The organism is Sphaerospermopsis torques-reginae ITEP-024, assembly GCF_019598945.1.
Classification (GTDB): Bacteria; Cyanobacteriota; Cyanobacteriia; order Cyanobacteriales; family Nostocaceae; genus Sphaerospermopsis.
In genome coordinates this window covers 608,341-624,573 of the sequence record NZ_CP080598.1, presented here as the reverse complement: position 1 = coordinate 624,573, position 16,233 = coordinate 608,341, and the positions used below count along the sequence as shown (strand labels likewise).

General features: G+C 38.6%; 13 protein-coding genes. 4 read left to right on the top strand and 9 right to left on the bottom strand.

What is annotated here, in order from left to right:
• The first annotated feature begins 26 nt into the window (after positions 1 to 26).
• The 4 genes from K2F26_RS02895 (at position 27) to K2F26_RS02880 (ending at position 5,368) form a co-directional block, all read left to right on the top strand.
• Positions 27 to 383, top strand: coding sequence for an NAD(P)H-quinone oxidoreductase subunit M (locus K2F26_RS02895; protein WP_302850041.1), 357 nt, complete (start codon positions 27 to 29; stop codon positions 381 to 383).
• Between the two features lie 480 nt (positions 384 to 863).
• Complete coding sequence (locus K2F26_RS02890; RefSeq protein ID WP_220610278.1) at positions 864 to 2,855, top strand: protein phosphatase 2C domain-containing protein; 1,992 nt, start codon at positions 864 to 866, stop codon at positions 2,853 to 2,855.
• A 126-nt stretch (positions 2,856 to 2,981) separates the two neighbouring features.
• Entirely contained in the window at positions 2,982 to 4,568 is a 1,587-nt protein-coding gene (locus tag K2F26_RS02885) for a CHAT domain-containing protein (protein WP_220610277.1), read from the top strand.
• Between the two features lie 158 nt (positions 4,569 to 4,726).
• Positions 4,727 to 5,368, top strand: a complete 642-nt coding sequence (locus tag K2F26_RS02880; protein ID WP_220610276.1) for a hypothetical protein — start codon at positions 4,727 to 4,729, stop codon at positions 5,366 to 5,368.
• A 234-nt stretch (positions 5,369 to 5,602) separates the two neighbouring features.
• On the opposite strand, the gene K2F26_RS02875 is transcribed toward K2F26_RS02880, so the two are convergent.
• From K2F26_RS02875 to K2F26_RS02840, 9 genes are all read right to left on the bottom strand, one after another.
• Positions 5,603 to 6,973 (bottom strand): PrsW family glutamic-type intramembrane protease, encoded by a 1,371-nt coding sequence (locus K2F26_RS02875; RefSeq protein ID WP_220610275.1) that lies wholly within the window; start codon positions 6,971 to 6,973, stop codon positions 5,603 to 5,605.
• Between the two features lie 27 nt (positions 6,974 to 7,000).
• The gene (locus tag K2F26_RS25110) at positions 7,001 to 7,126 is read right to left on the bottom strand and encodes a hypothetical protein (protein WP_302850040.1); all 126 of its coding nucleotides are present in this window, start codon (positions 7,124 to 7,126) and stop codon (positions 7,001 to 7,003) included.
• Positions 7,127 to 7,372: 246 nt separating this feature from the next.
• Entirely contained in the window at positions 7,373 to 7,828 is a 456-nt protein-coding gene (locus K2F26_RS02870) for a nitrate reductase associated protein (protein ID WP_220610274.1), read from the bottom strand.
• Between the two features lie 255 nt (positions 7,829 to 8,083).
• Entirely contained in the window at positions 8,084 to 8,542 is a 459-nt protein-coding gene (locus K2F26_RS02865; RefSeq protein WP_220610273.1) for a phosphate-starvation-inducible PsiE family protein, read from the bottom strand.
• Positions 8,543 to 8,672: 130 nt separating this feature from the next.
• Complete coding sequence (locus K2F26_RS02860; RefSeq protein ID WP_220610272.1) at positions 8,673 to 10,865, bottom strand: molybdopterin oxidoreductase family protein; 2,193 nt, start codon at positions 10,863 to 10,865, stop codon at positions 8,673 to 8,675.
• Between the two features lie 89 nt (positions 10,866 to 10,954).
• A complete protein-coding gene (locus K2F26_RS02855; RefSeq protein ID WP_220610271.1) occupies positions 10,955 to 11,800 on the bottom strand; it encodes a nitrate ABC transporter ATP-binding protein in 846 nt (281 codons plus the stop codon).
• A 74-nt stretch (positions 11,801 to 11,874) separates the two neighbouring features.
• Positions 11,875 to 13,833 carry a nitrate ABC transporter ATP-binding protein gene (locus K2F26_RS02850; protein WP_220610270.1) on the bottom strand — a complete coding sequence of 653 codons (1,959 nt, stop codon included), beginning with the start codon at positions 13,831 to 13,833 and terminating at the stop codon, positions 11,875 to 11,877.
• 86 nt (positions 13,834 to 13,919) lie between these two features.
• A complete protein-coding gene (ntrB, locus tag K2F26_RS02845; protein WP_220610269.1) occupies positions 13,920 to 14,762 on the bottom strand; it encodes a nitrate ABC transporter permease in 843 nt (280 codons plus the stop codon).
• Positions 14,763 to 14,841: 79 nt separating this feature from the next.
• A complete protein-coding gene (locus K2F26_RS02840) occupies positions 14,842 to 16,167 on the bottom strand; it encodes a CmpA/NrtA family ABC transporter substrate-binding protein (RefSeq protein WP_220610268.1) in 1,326 nt (441 codons plus the stop codon).
• Between the last annotated feature and the right edge of the window lie 66 nt (positions 16,168 to 16,233).

The window sequence follows — 16,233 nt, the reverse complement described above, 5'->3', positions numbered from 1 at the left end:
AACTAACCGAAATCTTACACCTTTTTATGGATAACCCGATGCTGCTCAAGTCCACAACCCGTCATATTCGCATTTTTGCTGCGGAAATAGACAAAGATGAATTAGTTCCTAGCAATCACGTCTTGACCTTAGATGTTGACCCAGACAACGAATTTAACTGGAATGAAGACACACTACAAAAAGTTTATCGCAAGTTCGATGAACTAGTAGAAGCTTCCAGTGGTGTAGACCTAACAGATTATAACTTACGTCGGATTGGGTCAGACCTAGAGCATTTTCTGCGATCGCTCCTACAAAAAGGTGAAATTAGCTACAATCTCTCTAGTCGCGTTACTAACTACAGCATGGGACTACCCCAGGTTGCAGCTAACGCCAATCAATAAGATTGAGAATTATTGTTGATGAGTTACAAGATTTATAAAACAGGAGTCAGGAGTCGTAGGGGCGAAGTAGGGGCGAAGTAGGGGCGAAGCATTCGGAAAATAACCTGTGATCAAAATTGATAATTGGTTGCCCGAATGCTTCGCCCTTACAGGAAAATAACCTGTGATCAAATTGATAATTGGTTGCCCGAATGCTTCGCCCTTACAGGAGTCAGGAGTAAAACTGGCTTTGTGTATAGGCAAAACTAACCCCCATAGAGGTAGCTATCCTGGAGGAAGGGGAGAAAAGGCAAGGGAGCAGGGTGCAGGGTGTAGGGTGCAGGGAAAAAGTTGAAAGTTCCCAGTTAATAATCCCCAATACCCAATACCCAATCCCCAGTCCCAATCTCCTATGATGATTGAATACAAAAACATCAGCGGATAAATTACCGCTGCTTATGCTGTTGAATAAATTCGCAATCGCTGATCGGTGCGACAAATATGGAAAATGACGCGGCAACGCTTTACTGCCCAAATGAATATTGTCAAGCTGCCAACCCCTTGGCTCACAAGTTTTGCCAGCGATGCTCCACACCCTTGCCCAAGCGTTACCTGTGGGCAGCGGCAGATAGTTTGAGCCTGGGTAGTCCTGGAGAAATTTTAGCCGATCGGTATTTGGTCATAGGTCAATCAATTATTCTGGATCTCAAACCTGGTTTACTACCCCAAATACCTGAATTAGATAATTTAGAAAAAATCAAAGCTTATCTAAAACTAATTCCTTATCGCTTACATATACCACAAGTATACGGGATCATCTCTGTCAACGAGGGACAATCTCAACCAGAAATCTTACTTCTAGAAAAACCGCCCTTGTTAGTTGATAGTACATATACTCAAATACATCTGTGCAGCCAACTAACAGCAGCTTGGGGTGATGCCTCATCAATGCGACAAATAAATTGGCTTTGGCAGATAGCGCATTTGTGGCAACCACTTTTGACCGAAGGAGTAGGTTCTAGCTTATTAGACCCCTATTTAATCAGAGTGGAAGGGGGTTTAGTGCGGTTACTAGAATTGCGTTTTGATCACCAAACAGCACCAACATTGTCACAATTAGGGGTATTTTGGCAACAACTCCTCAAAAATGCCAAGCCAGCCATAGCTGAATTTCTCAAGCAAATTATTGATGCTTTAATTGATGGTGAAATCCACTCATCTGAACAATTAATTACGGTTTTAGATCAAGGACTGACAGGATTGGGGATAGCCTCCTGTGGACGAAACTCGCCAATCCCAAGCACTAACATTAAAATTATTACCCAAACAGATACAGGACCTTCTCGTCAACGTAACGAAGATGCTTGTTACCCACCTAGTGGCGTTATGGTGAGTAAACCTCCCCAGCAAACCGCCTTAGCTATTGTTTGTGATGGTATCGGTGGACATGAGGGAGGCAACATAGCATCAAATTTAGCCATTGAAACTCTTCAGCAACAGGTGATCCAACTCACTTCAGTTCCTTATGAAAACATAGATCCGTTAACAATTATCAATGATTTAGAACAAGCAGTAGCACTTGTAAACGATAAAATTAGTCAGCGTAACGACACTGAACATCGTCAAGGCCGTCAACGCATGGGAACAACCCTAGTCATGGCCTTGCCTATTGCCCATGAAATGTATATTACCCATATTGGTGATAGTCGTGCCTATTGGATTACACGCCACGGTTGTTATCAAGTTACCCTGGATGATGATGTAGCTTCCCGTGAAGTGCGCCTGGGCTATGCTATTTATCGTGAAGCATTACAACATAGTGGTTCTGGCTCCTTGATCCAAGCTTTAGGCATGAGCAAGAGCGCCTCATTGCATCCTACTTCCCAACGATTTATCATTGATGAAGATGCTGTTTTCTTGCTCACCTCCGATGGATTGAGTGATTTTGATCGAGTAGAAGAGTTGTGGGAAACGGAAATTTTACCAATTCTTGGCGGCAATACAAATATAGAAGATGTTGCTGCCCGACTCATAGAAATTGCTAATACTAAAAATGGACATGATAATGTCACCATCGCTTTAGTACATTATCAAGTCAAATACTGTGAACCAGATATCATTCTCAAAGCGGACATTCCGACTATTTCAGCCAGCAAAACAGTAGATTTGACACCAAGAACCACAAATGCAACAACTTTAGGCAATGAATACCAGCAAACTCAAGTAATTACAGAAACTAAGCCAGGACGTATTACCAAAGTGCCGCTACAGTTATTGATTATTTTAGGTGTGCTGTTAGGAGCCGGTGGACTGGGATATTGGCTCAAAATCCAACGAGAACCACAATCGACAATTACCCCATCAACTCCATCTGCAACCCAACAACCAACAACAACAGTAAAACCAACACCAGTAAAACCAACGCCACAAAACTCAGAAAACCGACAAGAGTCATTGCCATCACCCCCTGACCAAAGTCCCGCGCCTGAGTGATTCTCATTACCATTATGGGATATGATCAAGCAGGTGATCAATACAATTAAAATTCACTTACCAGACACATACCAGACACAAGTTGTTGTCAATTACTGCTACTTAGAGTTTAGTTTCCACAAATCCATGTCCTGCCTAAATCTGGCGATCGCTCGTCTAGTAAATACTGGAAATGATAATTTCGCCATTTGGGTCGTTAAAGCTCCCTATCCCAGTGGTTATGTTTTGCGTGACTGTGTTTTTTCTCCTGAACTGAGTCAAATTTGGCAAGAATGGCAGCAAATGTTTGCTGGTCATAGTCCCCTGGATATTGCTTTGGCTTCGACATCTCCAGGGACTAACTACATGACAATTGATTTGAATTTACCCCAGGTCGGTCAAACTACAAGTCCCTACAGTAGTCGGTTGATGCAATATTTAGGCATCAGTTTATGGCGTTGGGTATTCGATGGGCAAATTCTTGGTAGTCTAGAACGTAGTCGCGGTATGGCTATGGGTCAAAATAAACGGTTGCGCTTGCGATTGGAAATTCGTGACCCTGATCTAATTGCTCTACCTTGGGAAATTATGCAGCGCGAACCTGGCCAGTCAGCAATATCTCTTTCCCAAGATATTTTATTTAGTCGGACTACCAGTGAAGTTGAACCCCTGCCAAATTTACGAATAGACCCGGCTTTAAAAGTCCTGTTGGTTTTGGGGCATGATGATAAATTAGAGTTGGAAAAAGAAGCTGCTATTCTGGAAAAAATTTTGTCAGAATGTAGTCCATTTCAGAAAAATTATGTATCAGCTTGTATAGTGAAGACACTCTTGCAACCCACTCCACAACAGTTAATTCAAGAGTTAGAAACCCAAAGCTACAACGTCTTTTTTTACGCTGGTCACGGTATGCCAGATCCTGATGGTGGTTTATTATTTTTGGGACCTGATCTGACCCTCAATGGTATTGAATTAGCCCAGGTATTAACCCGTACAGGTGTAAAATTAGGGGTGTTTAATGCCTGTTGGGGAGCGCAACCAGCAGCAATTAATCAACAAGCTATACCTGCAAGTAGTTTAGCGGAAGTCCTGATTCGTCATGGTGTACCTGCGGTACTAGCAATGCGGGATGAAATTGCAGACCAAGAAAGTCACAGTTTTATTCAAGCTTTTGCCGAAGCATTGCGAGAGCGTAAACCAATTGATGAAGCAGTGGCAGCAGCTAGACAAGAACTGTTAACAGTATATAAGTTTAATCAACCTGCTTGGACATTACCAGTTCTCTACCTGCATCCAGATTTTAATGGTGATTTGATCAAAAGTGTGGATGAAGGAATTACGGAATTACCAGATACTGCTATTTCTGGTATAAATTCCCCAATATCTACTGCTTCTTTGCGATCGCTTTCACCAGAAGGTAAAACTTGGTTACTGCGTTCTGGTGTCACCCGTATTGGTCGCACTAAGGATAATGATATTGTGATCCCCGAACTCTATGTTTCTAAACGCCATGCCGAAATTCTCTGCCGGAATATTATCGCTGGTTCTCAATCAGTTCCCACTTATTACCTGCAAGATTTTTCTACCTACGGTACAACTTGGTGTTTAGGTCCAAATGGTTGGCAACAAATTCTCCGTGAAGAAATACTTCTGACATCAGGTATGAAATTAAAGTTTGGCAGTGCTAAAGGCGAAACATGGGAATTTGTGATTGAAGATTCAGGTGATTGGTGACTGGTGATTGGGGACTGGGGACTGAGGACTGGGGACTGGGAAGAGTAACTAATGACTAATGACTAATGAATAATGAATTATTTTTTGCGGAAATTTTAATATTCCAGTTGTAGCTGAAAACAAGAATGGATTAATGGGAATGAATTGTGAGGTGAAACATGATTAATAAAATTAATGAGTTAGATAATCGTCAATTTTTACCATCGACAGTAGATTTAGAATTATTAGCAGCACTACTACAACCTGAAGATGAGACTTATCCCTGGAATCTGGCTGATCAAGAATCGGAAGCTTATTTTCATCAACTAGAACAGCAGTTTGAATATGATGATTTACTAGCAGAAGACTTGACTAGGCGATCGCAAGATTTTTATCACAATTTAGACAAAATTTGGGATCAAGTTTACCATTCTAAAACTGACCGTGATGAACAACCATCTAAATGTATAAAATCAGCTTTACACAGTGTTTTTGCTCCTGCTGTTCCTTTAAGTTGGCTAAATACCATCGCTCAAAAAGCATCGGAAATTATCAATAATGTAGAACAATCTACAAGTGAGAAACTAGTAGAATGTGTGCAAACTTTACTGCCAAATTTGCTCACAGAAGATTTATTTGTTTTAGCTCGTCCTTTTGCTTACTCTATGCGAAGTAACGAACAGCAAAACTTGGCAGTTATAATTAGCAATATTGACAATCGAGAGTGGACAGCTTTATCAGAAATAGAACAAGCAAAAGTCAGTTTAGCAATTGCTGATTATGCCTTCAAAGAACTTTCTCACTTACAAAATGAATCGTAAATTTCTGCCCTGATGAATGAATGGGTGATGATTAAATTAATAAACTGATTACAGCATCTGTGGCGCGGTTTTTCTGTGTCTTAAAATCTTCTGCTGATTCTTATTTTTGATGGCAAATTACTTCAGCATAAGTTACATATAGACTGATTGCCAGAATTGCGCCATCTATCCTTAGACATAGAAAAGGATAGTCCCCAGTCAAGAGTCCCCAATCACCAGTACCTGATAACTGTTTCATTTGGGTTCGAGGAAGCGAGTAGCGAAATTTTGCGATCGCGTGGGTGATAATGCTCGTGCTTTGAGAATTGCGGCCATCAAAAAGGCATAAGATAAAACACCGACAACCACTAACAGCAAAGCATTAATAGAACCGGTAGCATTCCATAAAGCATGGAGAGCGGAGGCGCTTAAATAACCAACCGAGAGAATTTGCCAACCCATCAAAGGTTTGAGGACAGCTAACCCTATAAAATAGCCTAAATAACCGCTATAAGCCATGTGTCCAGCGACAGAACCTAAAATTCTGGGAATTAATAGTTGTAAACCCACCAGTTGACCTGCGCCTACTCCTGATTGTTGGGTAACATTTTGTGTAATCATTGGTACATATTGGCCAAGAGTTTCCAGCAAAGTAAAACCCACAGCAGAAGCAGTTCCCAGAAGAATGCCATCTAGTGGTTCCCAAACTCCGATCCGTTCTCGCCAAGGTGATGGTACTGAATTACCGATGAAATATGCAGCTAATATTGGTAATGCCTTGAGTAATTCCTCCATTAAACCTGCACCAAAGAACATTCTGATCAGTAATTCGGTGAAGGTAATAGAATCTTGAGATGAGGGTAAACTACCAGGCAAAATTACGCGAAATACAAAGATAAAAAAATCTAATAAAGGACTGACTAAAATTAGCATTGTACTCACTGCCATAGCTATGAGTACCCACCAAGGCTTTTGTTTACCGCAAAGTTGGTAAACAAAATAATAAGCAGCTGAGGCGATATAAGAGCCGACAATTACTTGATTTGCTTGGGGATGTCCTACAGTACCGAACATTAACACTACGAAGATAACTGTTAATATTCCTGGTATGAGATAAGCTTTGCGAGTTAAATCTTTACCGGTGGAAATGATTGGAAATAGCTGTGTGAAACTAACGGAGTCATGCTGTGAGTGCAGTTTTCCATTTTTGGTAGAGGCTATTGCTGTACCTTGGTTAGTTGTGATTACGGTTGGTTGGGAAATAAATTCATACTCAAATATGAATTGTGGACCATCAGCACCCAAAGAAATGCGATCGCCGTGGTGTAATTCCTGAGAACCTACCAAAAGTTGACCATTTAAAAAAGTACCATTGGCACTGTTTAAATCGCAAATCACCCAGCTAAATCTGCCATCTGGTGATAGGGAGAGGGGACGAACCACTGCATGACGACGAGACACCATCCTGTACATCATGGCATCCAAGACAACTTGGCAGCTAGGATCACGTCCAATTACCATTTCTTGATTCGGAAGCAGTGAGTAGCGAGATTCTGACTGGGAAGCTACTTCATTACTAGACACTAGCCGCAGAAATGCATTCTGTCTTGCGTTTTTGCCTGTCATCGAGTTAGTGAGTGTGTCTAAACAAATTCATGGCTTATGCCATGCTACGCGATCAAATGTTTGGGTAGTAGACTTAATCTTAGCCTGAGAAACGGCAGCACCTTCGATAAATACAACTATAGCTTCACTAACCGATGCTTTGCTCCAGTTCAAAATACAAAATGTTGAATTAACAGCAGTCAGGAGTCGTAGGGGCGAAGCATTCGGAAAATAACCTGTGATAAAAATTGATAATTTATCGCCCGAATGCTGATGCTTCCAGCACGCTTCGCGAACGCCCGTACAGGAGTCAGGAGTTCAAGGAGTCAGGAGTTTTTAATTTAGGATTACAAAATAGAGCGATTCTACAGAAACATAGCTAAAATATAACAATTTAAGCTGAAAAATTAACCCGCAAGGCTATATTAGCTGAAATTCTGCCATTGCTTTGGGAAAGTTTTTGTTTTCATGTCCAGAACGGCTGAGTTTAATTAGAGCAAACCTTTGTAATGGAGTTAAAATTTCCCACTGTTGTAAGGTAATAGTCACACCTATTTCTTGTGCTTTTTCTTGAACACTGGGTGGTACAGTTGCAGTATCTATCCAAGGGGGATGAGGTTCAATGGGTAGTTTGCTAACTGGTGTACCTGTCCTTTCTAAAATTAATTTTTGTAGGTAATCTTGGTAAAATTGAATTTCTGTTTCTTTTGCACAAGGTAATTTTACTAAATTAGCACGTTCTAAAGTATTCATTTGATGCCAATCAGACAATTTCAATTTAATCCCACAGGTATCCAATTTGTAACGGACTTGCATCGGTATGCAACGGAGAGAGTCAACAAAATCTGCTTCAAATTCAAAAAATTCGGCTGTCATGGGATTTTAGATTTTAGATTTTAGATTTTGGATTTTATGTAAGTATTCAGCTATCAGTAATCAGTAATCAGCTTTTAGCTATAAGTGTTGATTAGGAAAATTTTGCAGATGAAATTTGTGTTTTTTAGCATCTTGCTGACTGCTGTTAGCTGACGGCTGAATGCTGACGATTTTAGATTTTGGATGAAAACCACAGATAAATCAGGGTGGTATTTTAGCCTTGAAAGCTAAATGCTGACAGCTAAATGCTGACAGCTAATTTTGATTATTAGACCTACTAGAACGAATTATTAAATAACTAATTGAAAGAGCAAGTACAGCAATTCCTAAACCAATAATATCAATTCCTGTGACTTTTTCTAAATCTAGAATAATAATTTTTCGGGCAACAGCAATTAAAGAGGTAACAATTACTAACTCAACTTGAAAAACGTGCTTTTTGAGATAAGCTGTGATATTTTCTAAAATCTCTAAAGCAATAAGAACATTTAAAAATAAACCGAATACCTTAAATAAAACAGTATTGAATTTACCATAAGGTGCATCGAATAATTCTTTTACCAAAAAAATACTCAAATCTGCGATCGCCACAAAAATTACTATCACCATCAAAATGGAGAGAATCTTAGAAACTATTACTTCGATGTTTTCAATGACGTGCATGAAGTTATCGTCGCTAGTCCAAGCTTTAATTTGCTTAAATAATCTCTTCATTAGTTTCTCTCACTCCAATTGATACTCCAAAATAAATCTTCAAGAATCATCAAGAATAATCGTTACTATAGATTATGGACTATATTAGCCGTTCTTGAGGAATTTACTTAGAAGCTTACCATTATGAAGCTTACCATTGTGAAGACTGAAGCTGATAATTTTTCGTGGTAATTTTTACAGAAATTGGAACTAGTTGCACAGCACAAGCTTTTAATTCTGGCTGGAGTGAATCAGGGCATGATTCAGAGTGAGTTAGTGAGTTAGCCTCTGCTTCATCTGCCCAAAGTTTACCCCAGTGCATTGGTACAAAAACAGTACCGGGAGATATAGCTTTGGTGATTTTAGCAGGAAACTTAGCTACACCACGACGCGATCGCACTTCTACCACCTGACCATCAATCATACCTAACTTTTCTGCATCACGGGGATGAATTTCTAGAAACGGTTCGGGGTGCATTTGTTTAATTTTCTCAATTCTTCCTGTACGAGTTTGAGTATGCCAATGTCCATATAATCTTCCAGAAGTTAGCACAAAAGGATAATTAGGATCAGGGGGTTCAGCTAAACCTTGAGAATAATAAGCACCAAACTTAGCGCGACCATCTGGAGTATTAAACTGTAAATTTGTATATAAACGTTTAATTTCTAGTTTATTTTCTGAATTATTATCCTGAGAAAAAGGCCAATGAGTTGGACCATTTATTGATAAAAACTCATGACTTAAACCAGACATATCACAAGGACGATAACGAGTTAACTGGACAAATTCTTGATAAATTTGGGATGAATTTTGAAAATTAAACTGATCTTCAAATCCTAATCTTCTTCCCACTTCTGCGAAAATTTCCCAGTCTGGTTTTGCTTCTTTTGGTGGTGTTTTAAAAGCTGAACATAGAGTTACCCTTCTTTCAGAATTAGTCATAATTCCGGTTTTTTCACCCCATTGGGCAGCAGGTAATAAAAGATGAGCATAACTAGCAGTTTCTGTAGGATAATAAGCATCTTGATAAATAGTAAAAGGCGAATTTAACAACGCTTTTTTAGTCCGTTCTAAATCTGGCATACTCACAGCAGGATTAGTTGCAGCTATCCATAATAATTGGACAATTCCAGATTCTAAACCTGTAATCATTTCCCAAGCAGTTAAACCAGGAATAGGTGAAATTTTACCCCTTTCTAAACCCCAAAAATCCTCAACTTCTTGGCGATGTTCTGCATTTTTAACTGAACGATAACCGGGTAATAAATGCGATAAACCTCCCGCTTCTCTACCTCCCATTGCATTAGGTTGACCTGTTAAAGAAAAAGGACCAGCACCAGGTTTACCGATTTGTCCAGTCATTAAATGTAAATTAATAATAGTTCTGACTTTTGCAGTACCTTCAGAAGATTGATTCACACCCATTGACCATAAAGAAAGTACAGATTTTGATTTACCCCAATATTTTGCAGCCGTTTCTAAATCTTCAAGAGAAATACCACATTGACGGGCAACAATATCAGGAGAATAATGACTAATTACTTCTGCATAAGCTGGAAAATTGCTAGTACAATCATCAATAAAAGTGGTATCTAAATAGTTCCATTTCATTAATAAATGGGCAATTCCATTTAATAAATCAATGTCTGTGCCGGGACGAATAGCTAAATGTAAATCTGCTGCTTCGGCGGTGGGTGTGCGCCGAGGATCTACAACTACCATTTTTACATGACGATTTTTTTTATGATATTTGGCTAATCTGTTAAATACAATAGGGTGACATTCTGCGGTATTTGTTCCTATTAAAAAAGCACAGTCTGTTAATTCTAAATCATCGTAACAGCAAGGAGGACCATCAGAGCCAAAACTTTGTATATACCCAGATACCGCACTAGACATACAGAGACGTGAATTAGCATCAAAATTATTAGTTCCTAAGCAACCTTTGAGTAATTTTTGGGCAATATAATAATCTTCTGTTTGAAATTGTCCAGAACCATACATACATATTGATTCTGCACTGTAATTATTAATTGTTTGTTGTATTTTTTGGGTAATGATATTAAATGCTTCTTCCCATGTGATGGGTTGAAAATCTTGATTTAATGATTCTCTAAACATGGGATGATGTAGTCTATTTTTATGTATTGCTTCGGTGACTGTTGCACCTTTTACACATACCATTCCTTGGCTAGATGGATGGTTTTTGTCTCCTCTAACTCTCCAAGTTGGTGTTCCTTCACTATCTCTATTTGTGGGTTTTCCATGTTGTGCTGGTGGGGTGACTTCTAAACCACATCCAACTCCGCAATAGGGGCAAAGTGTTTTTGTAATTTCTGTCATAATTCTAGATTTTTTTATTGCACGCAGAGACGCTGAGGCGCAGAGAGAGGTGTTGTTCTTTGCGTCTTTGCGTGAGATATTTTAAGATTTTATTCTTCAATGTGAGCGCAACGACGATATAGGAAGTCGAGGGCGTAGTTTCTGAGGTGATAATATTCTGGGTTTTCCATGATGCGGCGACGGTTACGAGGACGGGAGAAGGGAATTTCTAATATTTCGCCAATGTTTGCTGCTGGTCCGTTGGTCATCATGACTATTTTATCTGCTAGGAAAAGTGCTTCGTCTATGTCATGGGTGATCATTAAAACTGTGACTTGATGATCTGACCAAATTTGCAGTAATTCTTCTTGTAATTCTTCTTTGGTGATGGCATCTAAAGCACCGAATGGTTCATCTAAAATCAGGACTTGGGGACGAATGGCTAAAGCACGTGCTATGGCTACTCTTTGTTTCATTCCTCCTGATATTTGATGGGGTGTTTTTTCGGCTGCTTCTGTTAGTCCTACCATTGCTAAATGTTCTCTGACTATTGCCCTTTTTTCGGCTTGGTTTTTGTTAGGAAATACGGCATCAACGGCTAAGTAAACGTTATCAAATACGTTTAACCAAGGTAGTAAGCAATAGTTTTGAAATACCATCATCCGGTCTGGTCCTGGTTCGGTGATGGGTTGACCTTGTAACCATACAATGCCGTTTGTAGGTGTATTAAATCCAGAAACCATGTTTAAAAGTGTGGATTTTCCACAACCGGAATGTCCTATTAAACAAATAAATTCGCCTTCACTAATTTTTAGGTTAATGTTATCAAGAACGGTATATGGTCCTTCGGCTGTGGGATAAATTTTGTTGACTCCTTCAATTACTAAAAAGTCTTCTTGTCTCTGGGGTTGTAATTGTTGGACTTTGGTTTTGTTATTGAAGTTTAATGTTGTCATGATTTTTTGGTAATGGGTAATTGGTAATAGGTAATAGGTAATTGGTAAAAAAACTAATGACTAATGACCAATGACTAAATAAACACTTCTTCAACTCTAAGCTGGCGTTTAATTTCCAAACTTTTGAGATATTCTATTGGTTCGGAAGGATTAAATATTTTACCATCAAATAGTTGAATGGTTTCTTCTCGACCAATATCTAAAATTCCCATTTCTCTTGCTGCTGCACCGAATATATCTGGGCGGCAAACTTTGTCAATTATTTCTATCCAGTTTTTGGGAAAAGCTACTAAACCCCATCGGGCTAATTGGGTTAGTATCCACAGCGTTTCATTACGGTCGGGATAGTTGGCTTTATTGAAATAAAATTGATGGGAAGTTTGGGTATTTTGGTGATTATTTTTTGAATAAGTATCTATTAAATTTGTATGCAAATAGGGAGAAATTAATGTGATAACTTCGTCTTGGTTGCGAATATCATCACAGTATTCACAAGCTGCTAATAGGGCTTTTACTAATGCTAAATGTGTTTGCGGGTTTTCTTGCGCCCAGTCTTCTCGCACTCCTAATACTTTATCTGGATGTCCATGCCAAATTTCTGATGTGATCTCAATAATAGAGCCTAAATTTTGCTCAACTGCGTGGGAGTTCCAAGGTTCTCCGACACAGTAACCATCAATTTTTTTATCTTCAAGGGCAGTCACCATTTCTTCTGGTGCAACTGTGATTAAACTGACATCTATATCAGGTTCAATTCCATTTGCTGCTAACCAATAACGTAATAATAAGTTCTGCATTGATGCAGGATGAACTATACCTAATGTGTGGGTTTTGTCTAGGTCTGCGTTAATGGTTTTGTGAAATTCTGTTAGGTTTTTAACTCCATGATCAAATAGTTCTTTGCTGAATGTAATGGCGCTACCATTACGAGAAAGTGTCATTGCTGTAACTATGGAAATGGGCGTTTTACCACCTGCACCTAATGTCATTGCTAGGGGCATTCCTGCCACCATTTGGGCGGCATCAAATTTATTTGTGGCTATACCTTTGGCGATGTTATTCCAGTTATTTTCTGGGTGAAGATTGACTGTTAAACCGTATTCGGCAAAGAAGCCTTTTTCTTGGGCAATTATTAAAGGTGCGGCTTGAGTGACGGGGAGATAACCAATTTCTAATTGAGTTTTTTCTAAAGTTGTTGCTAAGTTATTATTAGCAATAATTACTGGTTTTGTGGGTTGTTTTTGGCGTTTTTTCGCTTCTTTTTGTTGGTTGAGGAAGTAGATCATTTCGTTCCGCAAGTTGTAATAACTGGGATGGTTGACTACTTCTAAACGTTGACGAGGACGGGGAATAGGAACTTCTAAAATTTGCCCAATGTGTGCTTCAGGTCCATTGGTTAACATGACAATGCGATCGCTCAATAATAACGCTTCATCAACATCATGTGTCACCATTACACAAGTAATTTTGTGTTCATTACAAATTTGCATTAATTGTTCTTGTAAATTACCTCTGGTTAACGCATCTAACGCACCAAAAGGTTCATCTAACAATAACAATTTCGGACGAGTAGCTAATGCACGAGCGATCGCAACTCGTTGTTTCATCCCCCCAGATAACTCACTAGGATGTTTGTTAGCTGCACGTCGTAAACCCACCAGATCAATATGTTCTTCTATTATTCCTCGACGTTCTCCTGGAGGTAAATTTTGATGTACTTCATCAACAGCTAAAGCAATATTTTCTCTTACAGTTAACCAAGGAAGTAAAGAATAATTTTGAAAAACTACCATTCGATCTCGTCCTGGTTCTCTAACTTCTCTACCTTCCAAAGTCACACCACCAATACTAGCGCGATCTAACCCAGCAATAATATTCAGTAAAGTAGACTTTCCACAACCAGAATGACCAATTAAAGAAATAAATTCACCCTGGCGAATTTTCAACTCAATATTTTTTAAAGCAATATATTTACCACCATTAGGAAGGTTAAATATTTTGTCTAAGTGGTCAATTTCTACAAAAGTATTCATAGGGAATAGGGAATAGGGAACAAGGAACAGGGAATCATGAATAATTCATAATTACGAATTACGAATTACGAATTACAAATTACGAATTATTTATGTTCTGTTTTCACAACTTTATCCGCGATAAAAGCCACCATTCTATCTAACATCAGACCTACCAAACCGACATATATTAAGGCAATAATAATCTCACTCAAGTTAGTTTCCGTGCTGGTATTATAGGCATCCCAAATAAATGAACCAATACCCACACCACCAACTAACATTTCTGCGGCGACAATTGCCAACCAAGATAAACCGATACCAATTCTCAAACCTGTAAAAATATAAGGAACAGTTGCCGGAAATACAATTTTTAAGAAATATTTACCCTTACGTAAACGCAAAACACGGGCAACATTTACATAATCTTGGGGAATATTTTGTACACCCACAGTTGTATTAATTAAAATCGGCCAAATTGAAGTAATGAAAATCACAAAAATTGCCGATGGGTTAGCTTGTTGAAAAGCAGCGAGAGAAATAGGCAACCAAGCAAGGGGGGGAATTGTTCTTAATACTTGAAAAATGGGATCTACAGCATTATATAAAAACTTATTCACCCCAATAAATATTCCTAAAACCACACCAACAACTGCGGCTAAAGAAAAACCTAAAGCTACTCTTCCTAAACTGGTTAAAATTTGCCAACCCAAACCTTTATCACTGTCACCATTATCAAAAAAAGGCTGAATAATAAACGGGTCCCAAGTTTCAGAAAATGTTTCAATCGGACCAGGTAACTGAAAACCAGGAATTAAACAAAGCAATTCCCACAACACTAAAAAAATAAATAACCCAAAGATTGGTGGTATGACTTTATTTACTAAAAACTTATTAATTGCCTTTTGCTGTTTACTACTCACTCTACGACTGCCAACACTAATAGCCATTTCTTACTCCTTAATTCTCTTTTCTCTGCGCCTCTGCGTCACTAATGGGTAGGGGTAATTCATGAATTACCCCTACTAATTAAACTTTTTTAATTTGCAAACTCTTTAAATATTCCTCTGGTTTTTCTGGATCAAATTTCACTCCATCAAAAAATGTTTCTACACCACGAGAAGAACTACTAGGAATTTCCGCAGCAGATACACCCAAAGCCTTAGCTGCTTGTTTCCATAAATCTTCTCTATTTACCTGATCTACAACTTCTTTGATTTTTGTATCTTTAGGTAAATAACCCCAACGAATTTCTTCAGTTAAAAACCAAGTATCATGACTTTTATAAGGATAAGAAGAATTATCAGCCCAATACTTCATCCGATATTGGAAGTTTTGTTCTTTGCGTCCATCACCATAATCAATATTACCTTGAGAACGTTCTAAAATGTCAGCTACAGCCACATTAAAGTATTTTCTATCAGCACAGATTTTACACATTTCTTCTTTATTTTCTGGCTTTTCACACCATTGTTGTGCTTCCATAATTGCCATTAATAATGCTTGTGCTGCGTTAGGATTTTTGTCAACCCAGTCTTTCCGCATTCCAAAGGCTTTTTCTGGATGATCATTCCATAATTCACCAGTAGTTAAAGCAGTATAACCTAATTTTTGGCTCACTAATTGCGCGTTCCAAGGTTCACCTACACAGAAAGCATCAACAGTACCAACTTTCATATTAGCTACCATTTGTGGTGGTGGAACTGCTTCTAAAACCACATCTTGATCAGGATTAATACCACCAGCAGCTAACCAATAACGCATCCATAAATCATGAGTACCACCGGGAAAAGTCATAGCAATTTTGATTGATTTTTTATCAGCTTTGGCTTTATTTACTGCGTCTTTCAAAGATTTACTTTGTACGCCGATTTTTAAATCTTTGAATTTTTCTGCCACAGATATAGCTTGACCGTTGGTATTTAATCTGGCCAATAGATACATTGGAACTTTATCATTTATGGTCAGCAAATAAGGCATAGGGCTGAGAATATGTGCGCCATCAATACCACCACCAGATGAGCCAATTTTTAGATTATCTCTTGTGACTGGCCAGGATTTTTGTTTGCTGACTTCTACATCAGTCATGCCATATTTGGCAAAGAAACCTTTTTCTTTGGCAATAATTAAAGGTGCAGAATCAGTTAAAGCAATAAATCCTAATTTGGCTTTGGTTGTTTCTACTTTTGCAGCATTACTAACTGTGGAATTGTTAGCAAGTTGGGCAGTGGAAGAAGCTGCACTATCTGTTGTTGCTGACTGAGAGTTATTAGATGAACAACCGTGAGCTATGATAGAAGTCGCTGCTGCTAAACTGGAGGTAATTATAAATTTTCTGCGGGAAATATTGCTCATTTTCAACTCTCAGTTGTTCGATTTTAGATTTTGGATTTTAGATTTATGCTAATAGAAAATCATTGC

Coding starts and splice junctions, on each gene's coding strand:
- K2F26_RS02880 (WP_220610276.1), top strand. CDS start 4,727: ATGATTAATAAAATTAATGAGTTAGATAATCGTCAATTTTTACCATCG.
- K2F26_RS02865 (WP_220610273.1), bottom strand. CDS start 8,542: ATGAAGAGATTATTTAAGCAAATTAAAGCTTGGACTAGCGACGATAAC.
- ntrB (WP_220610269.1), bottom strand. CDS start 14,762: ATGGCTATTAGTGTTGGCAGTCGTAGAGTGAGTAGTAAACAGCAAAAG.
- K2F26_RS02875 (WP_220610275.1), bottom strand. CDS start 6,973: ATGACAGGCAAAAACGCAAGACAGAATGCATTTCTGCGGCTAGTGTCT.
- K2F26_RS02895 (WP_302850041.1), top strand. CDS start 27: ATGGATAACCCGATGCTGCTCAAGTCCACAACCCGTCATATTCGCATT.
- K2F26_RS02850 (WP_220610270.1), bottom strand. CDS start 13,833: ATGAATACTTTTGTAGAAATTGACCACTTAGACAAAATATTTAACCTT.
- K2F26_RS02885 (WP_220610277.1), top strand. CDS start 2,982: ATGTCCTGCCTAAATCTGGCGATCGCTCGTCTAGTAAATACTGGAAAT.
- K2F26_RS02840 (WP_220610268.1), bottom strand. CDS start 16,167: ATGAGCAATATTTCCCGCAGAAAATTTATAATTACCTCCAGTTTAGCA.
- K2F26_RS02870 (WP_220610274.1), bottom strand. CDS start 7,828: ATGACAGCCGAATTTTTTGAATTTGAAGCAGATTTTGTTGACTCTCTC.
- K2F26_RS02855 (WP_220610271.1), bottom strand. CDS start 11,800: ATGACAACATTAAACTTCAATAACAAAACCAAAGTCCAACAATTACAA.
- K2F26_RS02860 (WP_220610272.1), bottom strand. CDS start 10,865: ATGACAGAAATTACAAAAACACTTTGCCCCTATTGCGGAGTTGGATGT.
- K2F26_RS02890 (WP_220610278.1), top strand. CDS start 864: ATGGAAAATGACGCGGCAACGCTTTACTGCCCAAATGAATATTGTCAA.